21 protein-coding genes are annotated in these 21,884 nt (G+C 58.3%); 12 read left to right on the top strand and 9 right to left on the bottom strand.

Going from position 1 to position 21,884, the window contains the following annotated elements; translation table 11 throughout:
- Positions 1-135: 135 nt before the first annotated feature.
- From IEN85_RS05450 to IEN85_RS05440, 3 genes are read right to left on the bottom strand one after another with little or no spacing between them, the layout of a single operon-like run.
- Entirely contained in the window at positions 136-3,225 is a 3,090-nt protein-coding gene (locus tag IEN85_RS05450; protein WP_191616053.1) for a transglutaminase domain-containing protein, read from the bottom strand.
- Complete coding sequence (locus IEN85_RS05445; protein ID WP_191616052.1) at positions 3,222-4,295, bottom strand: DUF58 domain-containing protein; 1,074 nt, start codon at positions 4,293-4,295, stop codon at positions 3,222-3,224. The genes IEN85_RS05450 and IEN85_RS05445 overlap by 4 nt, the downstream gene beginning before the upstream one ends.
- A gap of 53 nt (positions 4,296-4,348) precedes the next feature.
- Positions 4,349-5,293: an AAA family ATPase gene (locus IEN85_RS05440; protein ID WP_191616051.1), complete on the bottom strand. Its 945-nt coding sequence runs from the start codon at positions 5,291-5,293 to the stop codon at positions 4,349-4,351.
- A 170-nt stretch (positions 5,294-5,463) separates the two neighbouring features.
- On the opposite strand from IEN85_RS05440, the gene IEN85_RS05435 reads away from it, so the two are divergent.
- Positions 5,464-6,660 (top strand): glycosyltransferase, encoded by a 1,197-nt coding sequence (locus tag IEN85_RS05435; RefSeq protein WP_191616050.1) that lies wholly within the window; start codon positions 5,464-5,466, stop codon positions 6,658-6,660.
- Between the two features lie 103 nt (positions 6,661-6,763).
- Positions 6,764-7,405, top strand: a complete 642-nt coding sequence (locus tag IEN85_RS05430; RefSeq protein ID WP_191616049.1) for a DUF2959 family protein — start codon at positions 6,764-6,766, stop codon at positions 7,403-7,405.
- 142 nt (positions 7,406-7,547) lie between these two features.
- Here IEN85_RS05430 and IEN85_RS05425 read toward each other — a convergent pair whose 3' ends face one another.
- Positions 7,548-8,420 carry a tetratricopeptide repeat protein gene (locus IEN85_RS05425; RefSeq protein WP_191616048.1) on the bottom strand — a complete coding sequence of 291 codons (873 nt, stop codon included), beginning with the start codon at positions 8,418-8,420 and terminating at the stop codon, positions 7,548-7,550.
- Positions 8,421-8,703: 283 nt separating this feature from the next.
- Between IEN85_RS05425 and IEN85_RS05420 the strand changes: the two genes are divergently transcribed.
- The 10 genes from IEN85_RS05420 to ppnP all read left to right on the top strand — a co-directional run bounded on the left by IEN85_RS05420 (position 8,704) and on the right by ppnP (position 18,481).
- Positions 8,704-9,333 (top strand): hypothetical protein, encoded by a 630-nt coding sequence (locus IEN85_RS05420; protein WP_191616047.1) that lies wholly within the window; start codon positions 8,704-8,706, stop codon positions 9,331-9,333.
- Between the two features lie 11 nt (positions 9,334-9,344).
- Entirely contained in the window at positions 9,345-10,775 is a 1,431-nt protein-coding gene (locus IEN85_RS05415; RefSeq protein ID WP_191616046.1) for a methyl-accepting chemotaxis protein, read from the top strand.
- A 186-nt stretch (positions 10,776-10,961) separates the two neighbouring features.
- A complete protein-coding gene (locus tag IEN85_RS05410; protein WP_191616045.1) occupies positions 10,962-11,342 on the top strand; it encodes a cupin domain-containing protein in 381 nt (126 codons plus the stop codon).
- A gap of 36 nt (positions 11,343-11,378) precedes the next feature.
- On the top strand, positions 11,379-11,711 hold the full coding sequence (locus tag IEN85_RS05405) for a rhodanese-like domain-containing protein (RefSeq protein WP_191616044.1): 333 nt from the start codon (positions 11,379-11,381) through the stop codon (positions 11,709-11,711).
- 176 nt (positions 11,712-11,887) lie between these two features.
- Positions 11,888-13,048 (top strand): methyl-accepting chemotaxis protein, encoded by a 1,161-nt coding sequence (locus IEN85_RS05400; RefSeq protein ID WP_191616043.1) that lies wholly within the window; start codon positions 11,888-11,890, stop codon positions 13,046-13,048.
- Between the two features lie 58 nt (positions 13,049-13,106).
- Positions 13,107-13,409, top strand: a complete 303-nt coding sequence (locus IEN85_RS05395; RefSeq protein WP_191616042.1) for a DUF3817 domain-containing protein — start codon at positions 13,107-13,109, stop codon at positions 13,407-13,409.
- Between the two features lie 238 nt (positions 13,410-13,647).
- The gene (gene pflB / locus IEN85_RS05390; protein WP_343222445.1) at positions 13,648-15,924 is read left to right on the top strand and encodes a formate C-acetyltransferase; all 2,277 of its coding nucleotides are present in this window, start codon (positions 13,648-13,650) and stop codon (positions 15,922-15,924) included.
- 32 nt (positions 15,925-15,956) lie between these two features.
- On the top strand, positions 15,957-16,733 hold the full coding sequence (pflA, locus tag IEN85_RS05385; RefSeq protein ID WP_191616040.1) for a pyruvate formate-lyase-activating protein: 777 nt from the start codon (positions 15,957-15,959) through the stop codon (positions 16,731-16,733).
- A gap of 41 nt (positions 16,734-16,774) precedes the next feature.
- On the top strand, positions 16,775-18,025 hold the full coding sequence (locus IEN85_RS05380) for an L-lactate MFS transporter (RefSeq protein ID WP_191616039.1): 1,251 nt from the start codon (positions 16,775-16,777) through the stop codon (positions 18,023-18,025).
- A gap of 144 nt (positions 18,026-18,169) precedes the next feature.
- Positions 18,170-18,481, top strand: a complete 312-nt coding sequence (gene ppnP, locus IEN85_RS05375) for a pyrimidine/purine nucleoside phosphorylase (RefSeq protein ID WP_191616038.1) — start codon at positions 18,170-18,172, stop codon at positions 18,479-18,481.
- Between the two features lie 16 nt (positions 18,482-18,497).
- On the opposite strand, the gene IEN85_RS05370 is transcribed toward ppnP, so the two are convergent.
- From IEN85_RS05370 to IEN85_RS05350, 5 genes are all read right to left on the bottom strand, one after another.
- A complete protein-coding gene (locus tag IEN85_RS05370) occupies positions 18,498-19,226 on the bottom strand; it encodes a YqjF family protein (RefSeq protein ID WP_191616037.1) in 729 nt (242 codons plus the stop codon).
- Complete coding sequence (locus IEN85_RS05365) at positions 19,223-19,645, bottom strand: hypothetical protein (RefSeq protein ID WP_191616036.1); 423 nt, start codon at positions 19,643-19,645, stop codon at positions 19,223-19,225. Before IEN85_RS05365 ends, IEN85_RS05370 begins: the two co-directional genes overlap by 4 nt.
- A 10-nt stretch (positions 19,646-19,655) precedes the next feature.
- Positions 19,656-20,102 carry a plastocyanin/azurin family copper-binding protein gene (locus tag IEN85_RS05360; RefSeq protein WP_191616035.1) on the bottom strand — a complete coding sequence of 149 codons (447 nt, stop codon included), beginning with the start codon at positions 20,100-20,102 and terminating at the stop codon, positions 19,656-19,658.
- Positions 20,103-20,360: 258 nt separating this feature from the next.
- Entirely contained in the window at positions 20,361-21,248 is an 888-nt protein-coding gene (locus IEN85_RS05355) for a mechanosensitive ion channel family protein (RefSeq protein ID WP_191616034.1), read from the bottom strand.
- A gap of 230 nt (positions 21,249-21,478) precedes the next feature.
- Entirely contained in the window at positions 21,479-21,787 is a 309-nt protein-coding gene (locus tag IEN85_RS05350; protein WP_191616033.1) for a DUF4870 domain-containing protein, read from the bottom strand.
- Positions 21,788-21,884: the final 97 nt, after the last annotated feature.

Below are 21,884 nucleotides of genomic sequence, written 5' to 3'. Positions count from 1 at the left end.
CTTGAAGTCAGTTTGTCCAGGGTAGTGAAAACGAGTGCTGGAGCGGGGTCCAACACGAGAAAGACGAAGCCATCTGGGCATTTATTCAGAAAATAAATTGCCAGGAAAATCGGGAGACGCGGAACAGGGGCTCGCCTAGTTTGGCTTCCGCTTGGAGAGGAGGGCTACTTTGACGGCGAGGTCCTCGACGAGGATGGGGTTGGTGTCGCGACCGTAACGCTGCTCGGAGAGGTTTTGGCGGGTCTCGATCCAGATCGGGTCGTCGGTGAGCTCGTGCTGCTGGAGGAGGGAGTCGAGCTGGGCCAACAGGCGGCCGGCCTGTTGGCGAAGCTGAAGTTCGGGGCTCGCGGGGGCTGGTTTTTTGAAGCGCATGAGATAGGCGATGGTTGGAATGACGAGGGCCAACACGGCCAGTAGGAGAAGCCAAGGCGGGTTGGCGTCCTCGTTTGCTGTTCGAGAAGTGGAATTTGGGTTCTCGCTGTTAGTTGTAGGCTGTTGGGCGGGCGGCGATGGAGGGGTGGATGGTTTCGTCTCGGGCTTCGAGGGGGACGCTTGGGAAGGCTTGGGAGTGGGGCTGGCCGTCTGCGTGACGGCCGCATTTTCGGGGCCAGGCCCCGATTCGGGCGTGGAGGTGGCTTTCGCTTGGGGAGGGGTACTCTCCGCAGGCGTGGTTGGGACTGGCTCAGCGCTTTCGGTTTTTGCGAGCTCGAGGGGAGGTTCGGTCTCCTGAGCCGGTTCGGAATCGGGGGAGGAGCTTCGATCGTCGGTGTCTTCCTTGTCCGAGCTTGCTTGCTCCTCTTTGGCGAGCAGGCGCATGAGGCTGAGAGGGTTGCCTGCGGTGACGTATTGTTCCGCGCGGCGAATTTCCGTCTCGCTTATGCCAGGGGTGGGGTCGAAGCGTATCCACTTATCGGATTCGTCGAGGAACTCGACCCATGCGTGCGCGTTGCGTTGTCGCATGATATAGCGTTTCTCGGCGCTGTCGAACTCGTCCGACGCGAAGCCTCCGACAACGCGAGCAGGAATGCCGCGGCTGCGGGCGAGCAGGACGAAGGCGGCAGCGTAGTTGGAGCAGAGTCCGGGGGACTCGTTTTCCAGCCAACGAACGACGGAGTGTCCGGGCCCTGGCGGAATGTCGACGAAATAGGAGTAAGGGTGGCGGTGGGAGAAGTAGTTGGCGAACCGATACGCGAATTGGCGAGTGGGGGATCGGCTGCCACCCACTCGTTTGGCGAGTTTCTCTAGGTAGGCGCGGTCGTCGCTGTCGAGCGGTACCTCCAGCATGCGTTGGCGATAGGCTTCGCTCGGGCTGGAACCTTTTCGTTCTCGATCCGTCACTTCCAGGTCCGCCTCGTAGACGCGGTAGGAGATCGGCTCCTCGGAGCGGGGGGCGAGTGCCACTCGTTCCTCTGGATACACGTTCAGGGTGTCGGCCCCGAAAACTTGGATACGCCCAAACGACTCTGGCAAGGGCAAGGTGGGGCTGCGGCTTTGATTGGAGGTGATCGTCAGCGAGCTGCCCTCGCTTTTGCTTTGGCGAAAGCTGCGCAGGGTAAGAATGCGATCCTCGTCTGCGGGCAGTTCGACGCGACCTTCGCTCCCGCGGATGGCGCCCATTCCGTAACGGTCTACTGTATCCAATACGTTACTACGCAGGTAGAGTCGGCGAGGGGCGGCTCGGGGCGAGTCGAGTTTGACGATGGCAAGGGCTTCCTCGCTGAGAAGGGCGGAGACGTCGCTGCCTTCGAGGTTGAGCGCTTGGGTGATCGCTTTCTCGGGTTGCTCGAAGGAGTCGAGGAACCTGTCGAAATCTTCGGTGGGCGAATCTGCTTCGGGAGCGAGCGGCTCGGTGGCCGAGCGTTGCAGCTGGCTCAGGCTTTCGTCGGAGGGGGAGTTGGAAGCGAGCCCTGTTTCAGGGCCGCCGGTGAAGTTGCTGATGTCGGTATCCAAGCCTCCGGGCACGCCGGGCTTGAGTCCATCCGGCGTGGGTGGAGTTCCGGTGTCGAGTCTTCTTTGTCCCGAGGGCTGAGGGCGAGATTCGGAAAGCTGTGGAAACCGAAGGCCGCCACCGCCTTGTTCCGAAGCGTCGTAGGTCTGGGAAGGGGGGCGGGCTCGGTCACGGGCGAAGGGGCCGAGTCGATACTCGAAGTTGTCCTCGTCGTAGGGCTGGGGCTTTGCCGCATCGTCTCTCAGGTTTTGGGAGAAGCGCTTGTTGTTTCCTTCGTTTTCGCGTCCGCTGGGAGGCGGTTTTTGTTGCGGTTCGCCTTGCCAGTTTTGGGCGATTTGCTTGGCCTTTTCCCGAATGAGTTGCGGGTTGACGACGCGGTTGGTTGTGTCGGTCACGATCTCGTCCTCAAGGTTGGAGGCTTGCGAGATGGAGTTCGCTTTTTGGGCGACCGACTTTGTGAAGTAGGGAGCGTTATCCGGGAGGAAGTCTCCCCAGAACGGAGCCTGTAGGGCCGTAATGTAGAGGAGGAAGGCGATGAGTAGCGGCAGGCCAGCGAGGGCGAAGCGATTGAGGGCGAATGCTGGCGAGGGCGCGCTGGGAGAAAGGGAGTGTGCGGGCCGAGTGTGTTCGTTGGCGATTTTTGCCAGCTCGTGATTGCGGACGAGAAAGGCGATGATGGGAAGACCGGCCAGCACGAGGCCGAGCGGAAGAGAGGTGAAGTGGAAGCTGGCAACGAGGGCGAGGAGGAGCCCGAACACGAGTTCCGGGTGGGGATGGTCCTCGCTGTCCTTGAAGCGCGGCGAAAGCGCGACTTCCATGAGGGCGACGAAAGCGAGGCTGTAGCCGAGCTCGGCAAGCGGCGCCTCGAAGTGGAAGAAGAGCAAGATGTTTCTGATGAACAGGAGGAAGGCGATGGCGGCGATGCTTGTTACGCCGCGGCTTCCGCCGTAGCTGAAGCGATTGAGGGCGGCGATCAGGGAAACGCAAAAGATAAGGACAAGGGGGCTGTAGTAGTAATCCGAATACGGTTCAGGCCAAAGGGGAAGTAGGGCCGCCGTGTAGACCAGCAGGGTGAAGACGAATTGCGATCCGTATCGAACGAACTTGGAGGCGGAGCGAGGAAAACATTTCAATGCGAGGCTGCCGCCACCGATTGCGAGGGTGAGTAGCGGGTTCTGCGAAACGATGGCGAATGCGATTAGTCCGCTGCTGAGGGCCAGCCAGTAGCTCAAGGTGATGCGAGCGGGGCGAGTCGCTTGGGGGGGCTTGAGGGTCATCTAACCACCTCCCTTTCGAAAGTGGGGGCGGATTGGGACGCGAGCAGGATTTCGGAGTTGGGAGCGGGAAGGATCCAGAGGTGGTGGCGACGGGGAGGTAAGGGCGCTTCGGGCGATTTTGAGCTGGGTGTCGCAACGGCGAGGGCATCGTAGAAACGGATGAGGTCCCGGTTGTTAGCAAGCGGGTAGTGGAGGGCATCGATGGTGATGCCTTGAACTAGCTTACGTCGTGAAAGTTCGGATACGAGGGTTGTGACCAGTCGAAGCATGCGCTCGAAGGCAAGTTCGCTTGGCCAAAGCTCCTTGGAGGTTTCGAGGTGGAGCTCGTAGCGTTCTTGGCGTTCGTCGCGTGGTTCGATAATGGTGAGCTTGTCCAATTTCGCGGAGAGCTTCCAGTTGATGCGGGATTTGGGATCGCCGGCTTGGTAGTCGCGGATCCGGGCTGCTTCAATATTCTCGGACAGGATGGACTGCTCTCCGGAGGTCTCGAAGCGGAAGCGAGGTGGCTCGTTGAGCAGGGAGTCGACATCCAAGGTTTCGGGGCGCGGCCAGACCACGATCTCAGGGGATTTCGAAGTGGCCTTAGACTGGGCGAGATGAAGGGCGAAAGGGAATTGGATGCGTGGCGAGTCGGCTTCCAAATGCCAGAGTCCGCGGGTATTGAGGATGGGGTCGACGCTCAGCTGCGCTCCCTTTCCGGGGAACACGATTCCGTGGAATTGGAAGGCTTGGATCCGCCGGGTCGATTCCTCGCGGATGGAGAAGGTGGGGTAGAAGATGGGGAGGACGCTATTCTCGTTCTTTAGGTGGACGCGGGCATCGACTGGTTCTCCGCAGCGAGCGCGTAGTTGTTTGGTGGATATGGCGATCCGGAGGCCGGCAAGGCTTGAACGAGCGAGCATGGAGGACGACCAGTATACGCCCAGCAGGCCGCAGGCGACGATGGCAAGAAAGTCGACTTGAAGGACCAGGTAGATGACGAGGGAGATTAAGCCAAGCCGCAGCACGACCCGTCCGGATTCCTCCGAGGAAACGGAGATGCTGGGCGCTTTCTCTCGCTTGGGTTTCATTTGGCGTCGATGCTTTGGATCTCCTGCGAATCCGCTGCTTGGGGATTAGAGAATCAGTCCTTCTGGTGGGGTTGGGGGAGTTCGGTCAAGATGTCGCCGATGAGGTCGGCGGCGGCGTTCCAGTCGAGGTCGAAGCCATGTCGCTCGTGGAGGCGGAGGCGGTGGGCGAGGCAAGGCTTGGCGAGGCGGCGAATGTCTTCGGGAGTAACGAAGTCGCGACCGTCGACCAGAGCGGCTGCTTGCACGGCAGTCTTAAAGGCAAGGGCTCCCCGCGGGCTGACGCCGACTTCCACGGCGTGGTGATCGCGGGTTTTGGTGACGATGTCGTGGATGTAGTCGTAGGTGGAATCTTCGATGAAGATTTCGCGGGCGAGGGCTTGGAGGTCTGCTATGTCTTGTTTTTCAACTACAGGGGCGATGTCGATGTCGTCGTAGTGCAGGGCTCCCGCTTTCAGCATTTCCTTTTCCGACTGGGCGTCAGGGTAGCCCATGGAAATGCGCATGAGGAAGCGGTCGAGCTGGGCGTTGGGCAGAGGGAAAGTGCTTTCGAAGTCGACGGGATTTTGAGTGGCGATGACGATGAAGGGGCGCTCGATGGGGTGCGACTCTCCGTCGACGGTAACGAGACCGCGTTCCATGGCCTCGAGCAGGGCGGATTGGGACTTTGGGGAGGAGCGGTTTATTTCGTCGGCCAGCACGACGTTTGCGAAGATGGGGCCGGGATGGAAAACGAAGCGGGACTCCGGTTTCTGGTAGATGGAGACGCCGATGATGTCGGAGGGGATGAGGTCGGAAGTGAATTGGATGCGGTTGAAGTCGCTGTGCAGCGCTTTCGAGAGGGCGTAGGCAAGGGTGGTTTTTCCCACTCCCGGAACGTCTTCGATGAGGATGTGTCCGCCGGCAATGAGGCAGGTGATGACGGAGTCGATGGCGGCAGGCTTGCCGTGGATGTGGGTGGTGAGGGATTCGCGGATCGCGGCGATGCGTGGGTCAGGCATGTCTGAAGGTTGAAGGAATATGGCTGATGGCTGAAGGGTTAAAATTATGAGAATGCCGAGGGGGCGCTTGGTTCCCTTCGATTCGGGGCTTGCGGGGGATTTGGGCGGCTGGCAGATTCGGCGGCCTTGTTTTCGGGTGCCCCCACCGGAGGAAAACGAGGTAGTCCCAAATGAGAATTTGCCTTTTTACAGATAGTTTCCTGCCGTACATATCTGGCGTCAGCTCAGCGGTTTACAATCAAGCCAACGAGATGGCGCGTCGCGGTCACAGCGTGAGCATCTTTCACCCGCGCGCCAGCAAGGCGGACTCTTTCGAGACGGTTCCGGGCTTGGATTCGAGCGTATCGGTCTATGGCTTGCCGTTCTCGGTACCGACTTTCAACATCCCGAAGCTGCGTTGGTCGATGCCTCTCTTTCTCTACTCCTACCGGCGATTGCGGCAGGATCCGCCTGACCTGGTGCACGTGCACACGGAGTTCGGCTGCGGCTTGGAGGGAATGTTGCTGGCTCGTTGGAAGAACGTGCCGATCGTGGGCACCTTCCACACTTTTTTTGCTGAACCGGACTACTTGCGGCAGTTCTACCTGCCGGCATTTGGTTGGACCCAAAAGTTGATGTGGAAGTACTCGGTGGGCTTTTTCAATCGCTGCAACCAGATAGTGAGCCCTTCGGAGTCGGTGCGGGACCACTTGGTTTCGCGGGGCATGTGGCGTCCCACCACCGTGCTTTCCAACGGGATCGAGCGCATGAGCCTGCGTCCGCCGGAGGAGATCGAGGCGTTTCGCAAGTCGATGGGAATCGAGGATTTTGCCTTCATCTACATCGGACGGGTTTCGCCGGAAAAGTCGTTGGAAGTGGCCTTGGAGGCCTTTGCCCTGACCTTGGAGGCGAATCCCAAGGCTAAGTTCGTGTTGATCGGGAACGGTCCGGGGGACGAGGCGGTGGACGCGAAGATTGAGGAGCTGGGAATCAAGGATTCCGTGATCCGGACGGGCCGCGTCGAGCGCGACATTTTAATGAAGCAAAACTATCCCTTGCTGGGCGACGTCTTCGTGACGGCCAGCAAGACGGAGAACCAACCGGTGAGCATATTGGAGGCCTTGGCCTTCGGCTTGCCGTTGGTTGGTCCGCGGGCCAAAGGAATTCCCGAGCTGGTGGATGACGGAGTGAATGGCTTGATTTTCGAGCCTGACGACGTGCGGGAGATGGCGGAGCGTATGACGCGCTTGATGGAAGACCGGGAGTTGCATGGACGCATGCGGCAGGCCTCCTTGGATGCGGCGGCGACGCATGACCTGCAACACGTGGGCGATCGCTTGGAGGCAGTCTACCGCTTGGCGATCGAGGAGAAGGAGCGGGAGATTTAGGAGCAGGGCTCTCGGCGCCCGCGGCCATGCCGCCTTGCCGACCCGATCCGAGGGAAGCTCTCTTTGCGATTGTTTTTGGGGAAGAGGGCGGTAGCTTGGTGAGATGAAATCCGTTCCGCTTTTGTTGGCCTCGTTCTGTCTGCTGCTGTGTTCTTGCCAGAGCGCTTACTACGGGGCCATGGAGAAGTTTGGCGTGCACAAGCGCGACATCTTGGTCGATCGAGTAGAGGAAGCTCGGGAAGCCCAGGAGGAGGCCAAGGAGCAGTTCGAAAGCGCTTTCGAGGAGTTTCTAGCCGTTTCGGAGGTGGACGTGAGCGAACTGAAGGCAGTGTACGATCGTTTGCAGGCCGCCTTCAATGAAAGCGAAGCGAAGGCGAAGGCAGTGCGTTCGCGCATCAAGGCGATCGACGAGGTATCCAAGGCGCTCTTCAAGGAATGGGAAGGCGAGCTGGAACAGTACACGAGCCCTGAGTTGCGAGCGGTGAGCGCGGAGCAGTTGGAGTCGACGCAAAAGCTATCCAAGAACTTGATACAGGCAATGGATGGGGCGGCGGCGAAGATGGATCCGGTGCTGAACGCTTTTCGAGATCAGGTTCTCTTTTTGAAGCACAACTTGAACGCCCAAGCCATCGCGGCCTTGAACAAGACCTCCCTCGCCTTGCGGGAAGAGGTGGAAGTGCTGATCAAGCAAATGGAGGCGTCCATCGACGAAGCGAACGCTTTTGTGGCCCAGATGCGGTCTTAGCCAGTAAATGTAGCCTCTGAGGGGTGGGAGTCGCAATCGCGGCGCAAGGCCGCTTCCCGCAGGGAGTGAGGAGCCGCAGCGACTGCGTCCGCTACTTGGAAGGAAGATCGCGGACGGGGTGGAACCGGTCCCTCCAGTATCCTTATTGTGGATACTTTGCGTTGATTTCGTCTAGCAGGGTTTGCTTCGATTCGTCGAGGCTGGGGTGGTCGAGCTGGCTTATCAGCTTGCGGGCAGCGGTATGGTGTCCGAGCTCGTAGCGCACGCGGGCGGTGTAGAGCCGCACGACTTGTTGCTCGTATTCGGAGCCAGCCGCTTTGTAGAGCTCTTGCCAGACGCCGAGAGCGGTTTCCCAGTTTGGGTTCTCTATGTCGAAGAAGGCCTGGGCGTAGCGCATCTTGTAGGAAATGTCTTTGGGAGCGCGGCGGGTGGCGGAGCGGAAATGGCCGATGATTTGGTCGTCGATTTCCGTTGGGGCGAAGAGCCCGTCGGCGAGGAAGTACTTGCGGTACGCGACCAGTAGGTTGCCGAGCTGGAGATGGTAGAGCGGCTCTTCGGGCGCGAGGTCGCGGGCCAGCATGTAGAATCCGTAGGCTTCGGTGTACTTGCCTTCCTCGGCCATGTAGTTGCCGAGCTGGTTCTTCACGACTGGCTGCATGGGATCCAGCTGGTCGGACTTCAGGAACATGGCGTTGGCTTCGTCTCGGTTGCCGGTGCGGCTGAGCATGAGGCCGAAGGAGGTGTAGGCGGGAGCGTAGTTCGGGGAATCGGAGATCAGCTTTTCGTAGCCATCTATAATAGACTGCAGCTCGCGGCGCACCTGGTCGACGTCCTCTGCGGCGACGGCGGACTCGTAGCGATCGTAGGCTTCCTGCTCGCGCTCGTTGAGCTGCTTGAGCAGGTAGACCGCGAGGTTGGTGGCGGGAATTTCGGCGCGGTCCTTTTTCTTGGCGAGGAGCGTTTGCGGGAGAAGGGCGAGCAGGGCGCTGGCGATGAGGATAGCTGGTACTTTCACGTTTTTCTTAGACCGTAGAGGTGGGGATTGTTGCGCGTCGACTAGATTGTTGCGAGTTGCTTCACCCTCCTCGGGGACGGTTTTGGGCAAGGGGTGAACCTTTATTAGACAGAGGAATTCCTCGGATTATAAGGTTTGAAGTGCTTTTGAACAAATTTTCGGCAGTGCGTTGTTTTTGAACTATTTCGGATATTGCAGGCGATGCAGGGGGCGATGAGGTATTATTGCTGAACAGTTCTTGAATTAAGGTCTATCGGCAGCGGCCGATTACAGTGTGCAGGTTATGAACACCACTTTGTCCAAAGGAAAAGCCCCGATTTCCACGGGGGTAGCGACCGCTGCGAGGCGCGTCCCGCGTTGGGGACTGCTCGTGGGGTTCGTTTTATGGACGGGCGCCATTTCGGTTCCGCTCGGTCTCTTTTCAGCTGCCCATCGCGCGGTATTGCCTGTGGCCAAGGAGAGCTTGCAGGTGTCCTCCAGCGGGGAAGAACAATGGACGATCGTGCACGTTTTAGCCGAGGACTGCGCGTGTTCTCGAAGCGTGATCGACTACTTGGTGGATCGGGGGCCGTCCGAAGCCTTCGCTGAAGAAGTGACCTTGGTCGGTGGTGGGAGCGAAGCGGCCGAGCGCTTGCGGAGGCAGGGATACCTTGTGGCTACCGTCGAGGGCGAGCAGCTTTGCGCGGATTTCGGATCGGAAGGGGTACCGTTTTTCCAAGTTGTCAAAGGTGGGTCTGAACCCTCCTACAGCGGAGCCTACTTTGACGGAGCTTTTCGAGGAGACGCTGGGTTTCAGGACTTGAGGACGGCATCCCGCCTCGCCGCGGGCGGTTTCGTGCTCAGCCGTCCGGTTTATGGCTGCCCGACTTCCGAGCGGCTGAAGTCAGTCCTCGACCCCTTTGGCTGGAAGTAACGATTTTTGATATGAACAGAGACACTCAATTTGAAAACCAGTTTGACGAACGCGTGCACAAGCTCGCCCTTTGGGCCTTGGCTGGGCACTTGCCGGTGATGCTGGGGATGGCCTGGCATTTCGAGACGGGCATGGTCTTGGCGCTGTTCCTTACTCTGGCCATTTGCGCGGGTCCCATCTTGCTTTTCAAGGCCAGTCCGCGGTCCATGCTGGTACCGCTTTCCATCGGCATTGCCGCGACCTCGCTGTCAGCTCTTTTGATCCATTTGAGCCGAGGCATGATAGAGATGCACTTCCACATTTTCGTAGCCTTGGCTGCTCTGATCGGATTGGGGTCGCGGGCGTCCATACTGGCCGCCTCGGTGACGACTGCCCTGCATCACATCGCCTTCTTTTTCGTGCTTCCCAGCAGCATCTTCAACTATGACGCGGGATTTGGAATCGTCGTCGTGCATGCGGTATTTGTCGTTGTGATCGGTTTGCCGGCAACTTTCGTTGCGGGCAGGTACCGCGCTTTCGTTGGAGCCCAGGGAATTATTGCTGGGCACTTAAGCGAGATCGCCGGTTCGGTGGGAAGGCAGACGAGCGAACTCAGCATTTCGGCTCGCGAGCTCGCTCAAGGGGCGAGCCGCCAAGCTGCCTCGATCGAGGAAACCAGCGCTTCCCTGGAGGAGTTGTCCGCTGCTACGAAAGGAAATGCTGCCCATGCCCAAGAAGCGAACGAGCATGCTTCGCGAGCGCGCCAAATCTCGGAGCAAGGAGCGGCCGAAGTGAAGACTTTGACGCGTGCCATGGATGATATCCGCAAGTCGAGCGACAGCATTGCTACGATCTTGAAGACCATCGACGAGATCGCTTTCCAGACCAACATACTTGCCTTGAACGCAGCGGTTGAGGCTGCACGAGCAGGAGAAGCGGGATCGGGGTTTGCGGTCGTGGCGGATGAAGTTCGCAATCTCGCTCAGAGAAGCGCCAAGGCTGCGCAAGAGACGGCCAAGCAGGTCCAGGACGCGGTAGCGAGCAGCCACCGCGGAGGCGAGATCAGTCAATCGGTCGCCGAGCGGCTCAACGATATCTACCAGCGGACCTGTGAAGTGGATCGGTTGGTTGGCGAAATTGCGACTTCCTCGCTCCAGCAAAGCAGCGGGATTCAGCAGATCTCTCAGGCAGTCGGCGAGATCGACAAGGTAACTCAGCTTGCCGCTTCGAACGCGGAGCGTACCGAGAGCGATTCGGGCGAGCTTAACCAATTGTCAAGCAGCCTGATGAACACCTTGGAGATGATCGAGGATCGGCTTGGGCAGAAATTTTCAAGCCCGGGCGAGCCGAGTGTAGGCAAAACGCGGATACGGAGCGAGTTTGTCGATCAGCTCGATATTCGCCCAGCTCGGGAAACGTCGAATGCCAAGGCGTTGGAAGAACGTTTGCCGCTTTGGAATTAGCTCGATTTCCGATGCTTGCGATTTCTGCGAGTTGCGTAAGGGAAGGCTGAATACGCGTGCCCCGGAAACCGAGCGGCTTTGATTTGCTGCAAGCCAGCGTTGCATTCGTCCGTTCTGGATGTTTGATTGGAAAACGCCTGCTTTTCTGCGGGCAAAGACATCACAGCAACTGAGGTTTTGCAGCACATGGATCCCAAGAACCAAGTCATCGTAAAGAGTTCAGAATCTTTCGCTCTCGAGCCGGTCGGCGCGGGGGAGGGAACGAGCCGGTCGGTATTGATCGGGCCTGGGGATGCCCCGAACTTCGCCTTGCGCAGGTTCGTGATGAAGCCGGGTGGCGGCATGCCGCGGCATACGAACACGGTGGAGCACGAGCAGTATATCCTCAAGGGGGCTGCGGAGGTGGGTATCGGCGACGAGGTCTACCAAGTGAAGGAAGGCGATGTCGTCTTCATTCCGCAAGGCGTTCCTCATTGGTACAAGGCGGATGCCGTAACTGGGTTCGAATTTCTCTGTATGGTGCCGAACAAGGAAGATCGCATCGATATCTTGGAGGAAGGCTGCTAAACGTCCGAGATGCTGGATTACCTATGGATCCTTCTTTTGGCGCTACTCGCAGCTGTGTTCCTGTTGAAGCGCAGAGGGCAGATTACGCTGGAGGAGGCGAAGGCGGAGCTCGGCAAGGGGGCGGTCGTGCTGGACGTTCGCAGCCCCCAGGAATTCGCGGGCGGCTCGTTGCCGGGCGCGGTGAATATTCCTTTGAACGGAATCTCCCGAGCGGTGGCCCAAAGGTTTCCCGACAAGGGCACGGTGCTGCTTTGCCATTGCGCCAGCGGAGCTCGCTCGGCGGCTGCGGTGAGCCAGCTGAGGGCGGCCGGCTACCCGAACGCCCACAATCTGGGTGGCTACGGTAGGGCGGCGAAGGTGGTGTCCTGACCTTCAAGTGCCGTGCGGCTTTTCCGATGCTTGCGAGCTGAAGGGATTTCCGGAGCTCGGCTTTCGGGTGAGTTCCCTAGGCGAGGGTAAACATTCTTTAAAGCGTGAGGCGCGCGTTTATGCGGAGCTCTCGGTACCGTTACCTATTGAGTACCTTTTGGCATCCCCGCAATCGCATGAAATCTCTCTCGCCCAATCTTAAAGTCATTCTTGGATTTGCCTTTGTCATGGTTTCCGCAGGGGCCTTGGCGGCGGCGGCCGTCTATTTGATCCATGATCTCGGAACTCAAGCCCAGCATTGGATCGCCAGCGGGGCGGACGGCGACGTGGCGAGCGAAGCGGCAAAGCAAGCGATCTACAAGGTCCTGGGGATCGGTTTCGTGGGCACCTTGCTTTCCCTAGGGGCGATGGCTTATGTGAAGTCGATTTTTAGCACGACCTTGCGGGGTATCGCCAACGAATTGGCGAGCAGCTCCAAGCTGGTATTGAACGACGCGGAGCACATCGCCAGCTCCAGCCAAGGCCTGGCTGACGGCGCCAGCAAGCAAGCAGCGAGTCTGGAGGAGACCAGTAGCGCCCTCGAGGAAATGGCGAGCATGATCGAAAAGAACACTGCCCATGCCAAGCAAGCCAACGAGTTGACCGGCTCGGCCCGTGACGCTGCGGACCAAGGGGCCCAGGACATGAAGCTCATGAGCCAAGCGATGATTGGCATCAAGGAGAGCAGCGACGCGGTGGCGGAGATCATCAAGACGATCGACGAGATCGCCTTCCAAACGAATATTTTGGCCCTCAATGCTGCGGTCGAAGCGGCTCGGGCAGGAGAGTCGGGCGCTGGTTTTGCCGTGGTGGCGGACGAGGTGAGATCCTTGGCGCAGCGCAGCGCCAAGGCGGCCAGCGAAACGACCAGCAAGATCGAGAACGCTATCGCGAAAACCGAGCAAGGAGTGCAGCTGACCGAGCGAGTTATGAAGAGCCTGGATGCGATCGTAGAGGTAAATCGCGAAGTCGACTCCCTTGCGGCTCAAGTAGCGGATGCGAGCAGCCAGCAGTACGTTGGGATTGGGCAGCTGAGAAATTCGGTTTTCGAAATCGACGACGTGACGCAGCAGAACGCTGCCGTAGCGGAGGAGACTGCGAGTTCGACGCAGGGCCTGCGCTACCAGGCAAACGTGGTCAGCAAGGCGGTTGCGGAATTGCAGGAGCTCATCGGCAGCGGATCGGCGGCCGAAGCCCAAGCTCGTAGCCCCATGTCGGGGAGCTTTCCATCTTCGCCTCGTGCCGCAAGCAAGGTTCACGCGGTGGAAGCCGATCTCTGGAGCGCTCCGGCTCGATAGTGGGAGCTCCTCATCCGGTAGTGCTTGCCAAGCGGGAATGCCCGTTTTTTGTGGGGGCATGAACAACGAGTCCTGCCTGCAGTGGTTTTGTCGCGTCGCCTTTTGGGAGGGCGTTTCTACGGTAATCTTGTTCGGCATCGCGATGCCGCTGAAGTACCTTGCGGATATGCCGGCTGCGGTAACCTATGTCGGCTGGGTGCACGGCCTGCTCTTCATGCTGTACGTCGGTTTCCTTGCCCTGGCGGCCGTCAAGCTCGGCTGGGCATTCAAGCGAGTCGCGATCTTCTTCGTGGCCTCCCTCGTGCCGCTAGCTCCCTTTTTCGTGGAGCGCTCCCTCCGCAGGGAAGCCGCAGCAGCGTAGCGTCGGCAGAGTCTCCGCCCGCGGAGCGACCGCCCCCCGGTTTCAAGGCTGCGTCATTCCAATTCGAAGAGGCGCTCGATCTTATAAGAAAATGTAATTAATTACCTAAAGGTAGTTTTTTCGTCGATAAGGGCCAATATTTATACCAACTTCGCCGTATAAATTGATCTAATGTCTAATCAACGCGCGCTCCGAGTCGGGGCGACGTTTCGTCTCAGGAGATTAAATAGCAGTGCCTATCATCGAAAAACAGGAAACCGAAACCGAAAACGCCGACGCGTCTGGCTCCCATCCATGGAGAGGATTCAAGCCGGGCGACTGGCAAGCTGACATTGACGTACGCGGCTTTATCCAAGCCAACTACAAGCCTTACGAAGAAGACTACTCTTTTCTATCTGGACCCACGGTCCGCACGGAAAAGCTTTGGGACGAGCTGAAGGTTTTGCTCGAAGCCGAGCGCAAGGCGGGTGGTGTGCTCGATGCCGACGACAAGGTGGTTGGAACGGTAGCGTCCCACGGCGCGGGCTACATCAACAAGGATCTCGAGCAAGTGGTTGGCGTGCAAACCGACAAGCCTCTCAAGCGGGCCTTGCTTCCTTACGGCGGCTACCGCATCGCCCAAAAGGCGCTGCAAGCGCACGGCCGGGACATGGACCCCTCCACGCTGGAAATTTTCCAAAAGCACCGCAAGACGCACAACGACGGCGTCTTCGCCTGCTACACCGAAGAGATTCGCAAGGCCCGCAGCGCGGGCATCGTAACCGGTCTTCCAGACGGCTACGGCCGCGGACGTATCATCGGCGACTACCGCCGGGTGGCGCTTTACGGCGTCGATCGTTTGATCGCCGACAAGGTCTCCGTATTCAAATCTTCTGACAACGACGACTTCAATGAAGATTGGGTACGGGAACGCGAAGAGATCCAAGACCAAATCCAGGCTCTCAAGGACCTCAAGACCATGGCGGCCGCTTACGGCTTCGACATTTCCAAGCCAGCCCAAAACGCTCGCGAAGCGGTGCAGTGGACCTACTTCGCCTACCTCGGCGCGGTGAAGGACCAAAACGGGGCGGCCATGTCTTTCGGCCGGACCGCGACTTTCTTCGATATCTACTTCGAACGGGACTTTGCGGAAGGCGTGCTCAACGAAGAAGAAGCTCAGGAAATCATCGACCACTTGGTCATGAAGATGCGCATCGTGCGTTTCATCCGTACCACCGACTACGATGCTCTTTTCTCGGGCGACCCAACTTGGGTGACCGAAAGCATTGGCGGCATGGGCGAGGACGGCCGCACGCTGGTAACCAAGAGCAGCTTCCGGGTTCTGCAAACGCTCTACAATCTCGGCCCAGCGCCTGAACCGAACCTCACCGTGCTTTGGTCGGAAAACCTGCCGCAAGGCTTCAAGGACTACTGCTCCAAGGTTTCTATCGAGACTAGCTCCATCCAGTACGAAAACGACGACTTGATGCGTCCGTATTGGGGAGACGACTACGGCATTGCCTGCTGTGTTTCCGCTATGCGGATCGGCAAGCAGATGCAGTTTTTCGGAGCTCGGGCAAACCTCGCCAAAGCCATTCTCTACGCGATCAACGGTGGCGTTGACGAAAAGAGCAGCAAGCAAGTAGCTCCTGCCAGCGAGCCCTTCAAGGGCGACTACCTCGAGTACGACGACCTGGTCGAGCGTTTCGACAAGATGATGGACTGGCTCGCCAAGACTTACGTCAAGGCCCTCAACATCATCCACTACATGCACGACAAGTACTCTCCGGAAAACATCATGATGGCGCTGCACGACCGCGTCGTTTTCCGGACCATGGCTTGCGGCATCGCGGGTCTCTCCGTTGCGGCCGACTCCTTCTCCGCTGTAAAGCATGCGAAGGTAAAGGTCATCCGCAACGAAGCGGGCATCGCGGTCGACTACGAGGTGATCGGCGACTATCCGAAGTACGGCAACAACGACGACGCGGTTGACTCCATCGCCAACCAGCTTGTCGAAACCTTTATGGACAAGGTGCGGGCCCAACCCACCTACCGTAACTCCGTTCCCACGCAGTCGGTTTTGACCATCACTTCCAATGTAGTTTACGGTCAAAAGACGGGCAACACTCCGGACGGACGCAAGGCAGGCGAGCCCTTCGCTCCTGGGGCCAATCCCATGCACGGTCGCGATACCAAGGGAGCGGTCGCTTCCATGGCATCGGTCGCCAAGCTGCCTTACGAGCATTCCCAAGACGGTATTTCCTATACCTTCTCCATCGTTCCCAAGGCTCTCGGCAAAACCGAAGCGGATCGGGTGGCGAACTTGAGCAACTTGCTCGACGGCTACTTCGCGGAAATGGGACACCATATCAACGTGAACGTCTTCGAGAAGGAAACCTTGCTCGACGCCATGGAGCATCCCGAGAAGTATCCGCAGCTCACGATCCGGGTTTCCGGATACGCGGTGAACTTCATTAAACTCACTCGCGAGCAACAGCTCGACGTGATTAATCGGACGTTCCACGAACTCCTATGAGCTGCCCAAACGGGCGTGAGGAGAACTGTCCCATGTCTATCGCAATCGCAGAGCCGGAGGTCGCTCTCTCTACGGAGGAGATGCTGCAAACGCAGGGTCATATCCACTCCGTGGAGACATGCGGCACCGTAGATGGCCCCGGCCTTCGCTACGTTCTCTTCCTGCACGGTTGTCCGCTTCGTTGCCAATACTGCCACAATCCTGACGCCCAAGGGAAACCTGCGGGCAAGGTCGCGACGGCAGGGGAGGCTTTGGCCGACATCGTCAAGTACAAGAACTTCATCAAGCGTGGAGGGCTTACCATCAGTGGCGGCGAGCCCTTGATGCAGCCTGACTTTATCCACGCGATCTTTCGTGGAGCGAAGGAGGCGGGCTTGCACACCGCTCTTGATACGTCCGGGTTTCTTGGATACAAGGCGACGGATGCGTTGCTGGAGAATGTCGACCTCGTTTTGCTCGACATCAAGAGCTACGATCCCTCGACCTACAAGAATGTTACCGGGGTGGAGTTGAGTCCGACGCTCGCCTTTGCGGAGCGTCTCGACTCGCTCGGTATCGACGTTTGGATACGTTTCGTTTTGGTTCCCGGTCTCAACGACGCGGAGGACAACATCGACGGGCTGGCCCGTTTTGTCTCGAGCCTTGGGAATGTCGCCAAGGTTGAAATTCTCCCTTTCCACAAAATGGGGGAAAGCAAGTACAAGCAGCTGAACATGCCGTACAAACTGGCGGAAACGAAGGAGCCGACTGCGGAAGAAGTGGATAGGGCTCGCTCGATCTTCGCCCGGCATGGAGTGACGGCAATTTAGTTAACAGTCGTGTTCGGAGAACCCGACCCACCCTTTGAGAGATGAAAAAGATAAAGAATCGTTGGCTGATCGCCGCTTCGGCGGTTGGCGTTCACGTATCGATTGGAGCGGTTTACGCGTATAGCGTATTCAAGAAACCATTGCTCGCAGAGCTCGGCTGGGAGCCGACGCAGACAGCCTGGGCCTTCAGTATCGCAATTCTGTTTTTAGGTCTGTCCGCGGCTTTTCTCGGTCCCATGGTCGAGCGAATGGGGCCACGTAAAAGCGGCATGCTCTCAGCCGCTTTCTACAGCTCCGGCTTGTTGATCGCAGGTTTGGGCGTGTCCATGAACCAGCTCTATGTATTCTACCTTGGATACGGAGCGATCGCGGGTATCGGCTTGGGTGTGGGTTATATATGCCCGGTCTCTACCCTAGTGAAATGGTTCCCCGACCGTCGTGGCCTCGCAACCGGGCTCGCCATCATGGGCTTTGGTTTCGGCGCTCTGCTCGCGAGTAGCTTGATCCAGTTCCTCATCACTCACTTTGGAATTGCCGCGACTTTCTACGCCCTCGGGTGCAGTTACTTCGTGATCATGATGGCCTCTGCCCAGTATTTGGCTCCTCCTCCAGAAGGGTGGGAGCCGGAGGGCTTCAGCGCGGCGAAGGCGTCGGGCAAGGTCAAGAGGACAGAGGATTTGGCGCAGGTCAGCTCTATCGAAGCCTTGGGAACGATTCGTTTCTACTATCTGTGGATTATGTTGTTCATCAACATCACTTGCGGTATCGCGGTGATCTCGGTGGCCTCTCCCATGTCTCAGGAAATCGCCGGGCTCACGCCAGCGGCGGCGGCCACCATGGTCGGCTTGATGGGACTTTTCAACGGGATCGGCCGTATCTCTTGGGCCTCCTTCTCGGACATCATCGGGCGTCCGATGACTTATACTGCGTTCTTCGTGATCCAGATCGTAGCCTTTTTCGTGCTGCCCAAGACTACGAGCTCCTTCTTGTTCCAAGCGGTCGTCTTCTTGATCCTCACGTGTTACGGGGGCGGCTTCGCATCGATTCCTGCTTACATCGGGGACGTCTTTGGAACCAAGCGCCTCTCGGCGATCCATGGTAACATCTTAACGGCGTGGGCTGCTGCGGGACTGGTTGGCCCGTTGATCGCAGCTCGCGTCCGGGAGACCACGGGTAGCTACGAGCAGACGCTGCAGATTTTTGCCGGCTTCTTCGTCTTCGCCCTGATTTGCTCGATTTTGATCCAAATCAACATCCGCAAGATCCGGGCCCTGAAGTTGAGCCAGGCATAGGTTTGGTAGGATAGTTTTCTAGTTCACCCCATCCGCCATAGGCGGCTCGTATTAGGCGCGAGCCGCCTTCTTCTTTGGTCGGGTCGGAAGCGCCGCGCTACGTTCTTCCTTGCCAAAGTCGGGGCGATGCCTGATGCAGGCCGGATGCAATTTGAAAACGTAACTGCACTGGCTGAAGCCAACATCTATTTCGACGGGAAGGTCGTTTCCCACACCATCCTCACCGCTGAGGGCGACAAGAAGACCCTAGGAGTCATTCTCGGTGGAAAGTTTCATTTCGATACGGTTGCTGCCGAACGCATGGACATCCCAAGTGGTTCTTGCGTGGTGACGCTCGACGGCGAAACGGAATCCAAGACCTACGAGGCCGGGTCTTATTTCGAGGTGGGAGCCAACTCCGGCTTCACCATCGATGTGGCGGATACCTGTCAATACGTTTGCAGCTACCTCAAGTAGTTGAAATGTCGATACTTTAGCCGATCCGTTGTGGCAGCCAAGCCACGACGGGGAGGCTTTTGCTGTATAGAATGCTCGAATGCTGCTCCCCCACGGGAAAGGCGTCGAGCATGCTGTTTTTATGGATCTCGCACTGGGCTGTCATGAGGGGCCACTGCGGGTGTTGAACTTCGGCTCGGTAGAGCTTTCCTTTGTCGCTTTGGGCGTAGAAGCAGTAGCGTTCGGAGGCCCAAGTCTCGAAACTGCCGGAGACTGCCTGGTGCGTTTGCAGTCCGTGGAAGCTGGCTTCGAAGCTGCGGTCGCGGCGATCGGAGCGGTAGTAGGTGTGATTGTTCCGATGCTGGACGGTCATGTCCGCTAGGAAGTAAGGAAGGTGGAAGAAGCGACGGGCGATCCAGACGGGAAGACGATTCGGAATGTCCAAGCTGAAGAACCATACTCCGGGCATGCCGTCTTTGACGACGTAGGTGCGGATGTTGATCTCCGGAAAGTCGCTCACAGATTTTGGCTTGGGGCAGGCTCTTGGAGCGACCCCTTGCATGGAGAAGGGTACCACGGCGATCCACGCTTTTCCATCGAAGGTATCGATATCCAAGGATGCGGGGATGAGCGGGCGTAGGTCCTTGACGTCCATCTCCCAGTGCAGGAACAGCAAGTCGCGCCAAACCTGCTGCAGCAGCCAAGGGCGTTCGGGAAGGGGCCAGGGGCGGTGGCGGGTTTGAGATAGGGCGGGGTGTATTCTCATGTCGCCAGGAGCTGGCCGAGGCTGACAGCGAAGGTAAGGGTCCAGAGGATGGTACGGATCCAATTTGTGGATACGAGCCTAGAAATGATCTCGCTCAGGTTTCCGTGGGTTTGCAATTTATCGTGCAAGGGAACGGAAAGGGCAAAAGTGGCTACCCATGAGCTAACTGCCAATGCGAAGTGGATGACGGCGAGCGGCTCCCGGTAATTTTGCAGGACTTGAAAGGAAGTGGCGACGAGTTGAGCGATCATGAGAGGGGCAGCGATGTATCCCATTTTTCGCGTATAGTCGCGGTGCCATGCTTTGAAGGCATTTGCTTCCACTGAGCGGAAGCTCGGGTAGATGACGGCCTGCACGATCCAGATCAGAACGAGCAGGCCGGTGTCGACGATCAGGAGAACTGTGGAAAGCTCGGGCAATCGTGTAGCCTCACTTCACATGCAGCACGCCTTGCATGATGGCCCAGTGTCCGGGAAACGAGCAGATGAACGGATACTTGCCCGGTTCTGTTATCGTGAAGTTGATGGTCTCGCTCTCCCCGGGACCGAGCACCTTGGTGTAGGCCACGACTTGGGAGGCGAACGGCTCCTCGGTGGGAATGTACTCGTTGCCTGCAGCGGCTATCGCGGCGTTTCCGAAGCCAGCCAGGTCGGTGCCGGGCTTGAGCACGACGAAGTTATGTCCCATGGCCGCTTTGGGGAGGGAGCCGACGTTCTTGAACGTGACGGTCGTTTCTTGGCCTGCGTTCGTCTCGAGCTCGGCTTTGTCGAAACGCATGGTGTCGTTTCCTGTGATCTCGAGGCTGGCGGCGCTGGCAAAGGTGGTTGCTGTGGCCAAGGCGAGGGTGGCGATTCGTTTAAGTAGTTTCGTTTTCATAGGCGTTTACGATGTTCACTTAAACTAACGGGCGGTCCCGCGTTCTATTGCCCGAGAGTGCCGGTATAAGCGGAGGCGAAGGGAGCTATTAGCGAGCTTGCGCAGCTCAGGTTTGGATTGGTTCAAATCTGACGCCCGCGGAGCGGCCGTCCCACCCTGGCGTCTTCGGAGAGGACCCGCCGCCCGGGGTGGAATAGGAACGCGGACGGGGCCGAGGCCCGCGTCCGCGTGGTGCGAAAGTTTTTGCTGAAGCTTCGCCTACTTCTCTTGGAAGAGGTGAACGTCGCGTTGCGGGAATGGGATGGTGATGTCTTCTTCGTCGAAGCGAATTTTGATCTGCTCGTTGAAGTGGAAGAAGAGGTCCCAGTAGTCTTCGACTTTGACCCAGGGGCGGAAGGCGAAGTTGACGGAGCTGTCGGCCATTTCCGCAACTCCTACAAAAGGCTTTGGTTCGGCCAGCACGCGCGGTTCGGCAGCGATGATCTCCTCGAGCACTTTCTTCACTTTGCGAATGTCGTCGCCGTAGCTGACTCCCGGCACGATATCCAGGCGACGGATACCTTTCTTGGTGTAGTTTTCGATGACGCCGCTGGTTGCCACGGAGTTGGGGATGATTTGGGTGCGGTGGTCGAGGGTGACGACCGTGGTGGTGAAGATGCCGATGTCTTCCACGACGCCTTCCGCTCCGCTGGCCACCACGTAGTCGCCGACGCGATAGGGCTTGAAGATGATGATGAGGACGCCGGCGGCGAAGTTGGAAAGGGAGCCTTGCAAAGCGAGTCCCACTGCGAGTCCGGCGGCACCGATGATTGCCACGAGGGAGGTCGTCTGGATGCCGATGCGGCTGAGGGCGGCGATGATGACGAAGGTCATCAGGAGGGCGTGGGTGAGACCGGTGGCGAATCCGACGAGAGAAGCGTCAATGTTTCGCTTCTCCATAACGCCTCGCAGCCCCTTGGTGACGAGGTTCGCGAGGAAGCGTCCGACTACGAAAATAACGATCGCAGCGAGAATGCTGAGTCCGTAGAGGGAAACGGTTTCGGTGATCTTTTCGCCGATAGCGTTGAGGTCGACTCCGAGGAATTCCGAGGTGGATTCAGCGACTTCCGAGGCGACGCTGGTGGATGCTTCTTCTTCTTGGGCCATGGTATGGATCTTTGCTTGGTTTAGTTTAGACTAGGGAGGGTGGAATGTACTGATGCGTAGCGTGTTGCGAAACTGCGATTCTCGCAACCCGGATTGTTGAAAAACGGGTAAAGAATGGGTGTCGGTCTTGGGGGAAGGTGTTTGTGATTTGCGGGCGAGCCGGTTGTATCCAAAAAACCCGCAACGCTGGGGCGTTTGCGGGCTTCAGGAAAATGGGTTTGATGCAGGGATTAGAGGCTCTTGAACCAATCTTGGAAGTACTCGCCGACGAAGGGAACCTGCTTGCGCGAGCCCTCGATAGCGCTGATCAGTCCGATAACCCAGAAGATGAAGGCGGCGATCATGCCGACCGGCCAAATCAGCAAGCCGAGCAGGGGAATCGCGGCCAAGATGCTGGCGGCGACGCTGATCAGGATGATGCCGAGCATCTGGCGTAGGTGGAAGGAGGTTTGCTCGTCTTTCGGGTTGTTGGTGACGAGGGCGATGACCCAGCCGATGATAGTGATGTAGGCTACGATGCCGCGAGTCTTAGGATCCATTGTTTCTAGAGGTTAGGATTAAGTGTTGGTTAGGACTCGGGAAATGCAAAAGGCTTTTTGGGGAGGGCTCAACTCTGAAGTGCGTCGAGGACTTTAC

It is taken from the genome of Pelagicoccus enzymogenes, assembly GCF_014803405.1.
GTDB lineage: Bacteria > Verrucomicrobiota > Verrucomicrobiia > Opitutales > Opitutaceae > Pelagicoccus > Pelagicoccus enzymogenes.
Note: the sequence above shows the minus strand (reverse complement) of the source record. Positions and strands in the feature narration are given on the sequence as shown.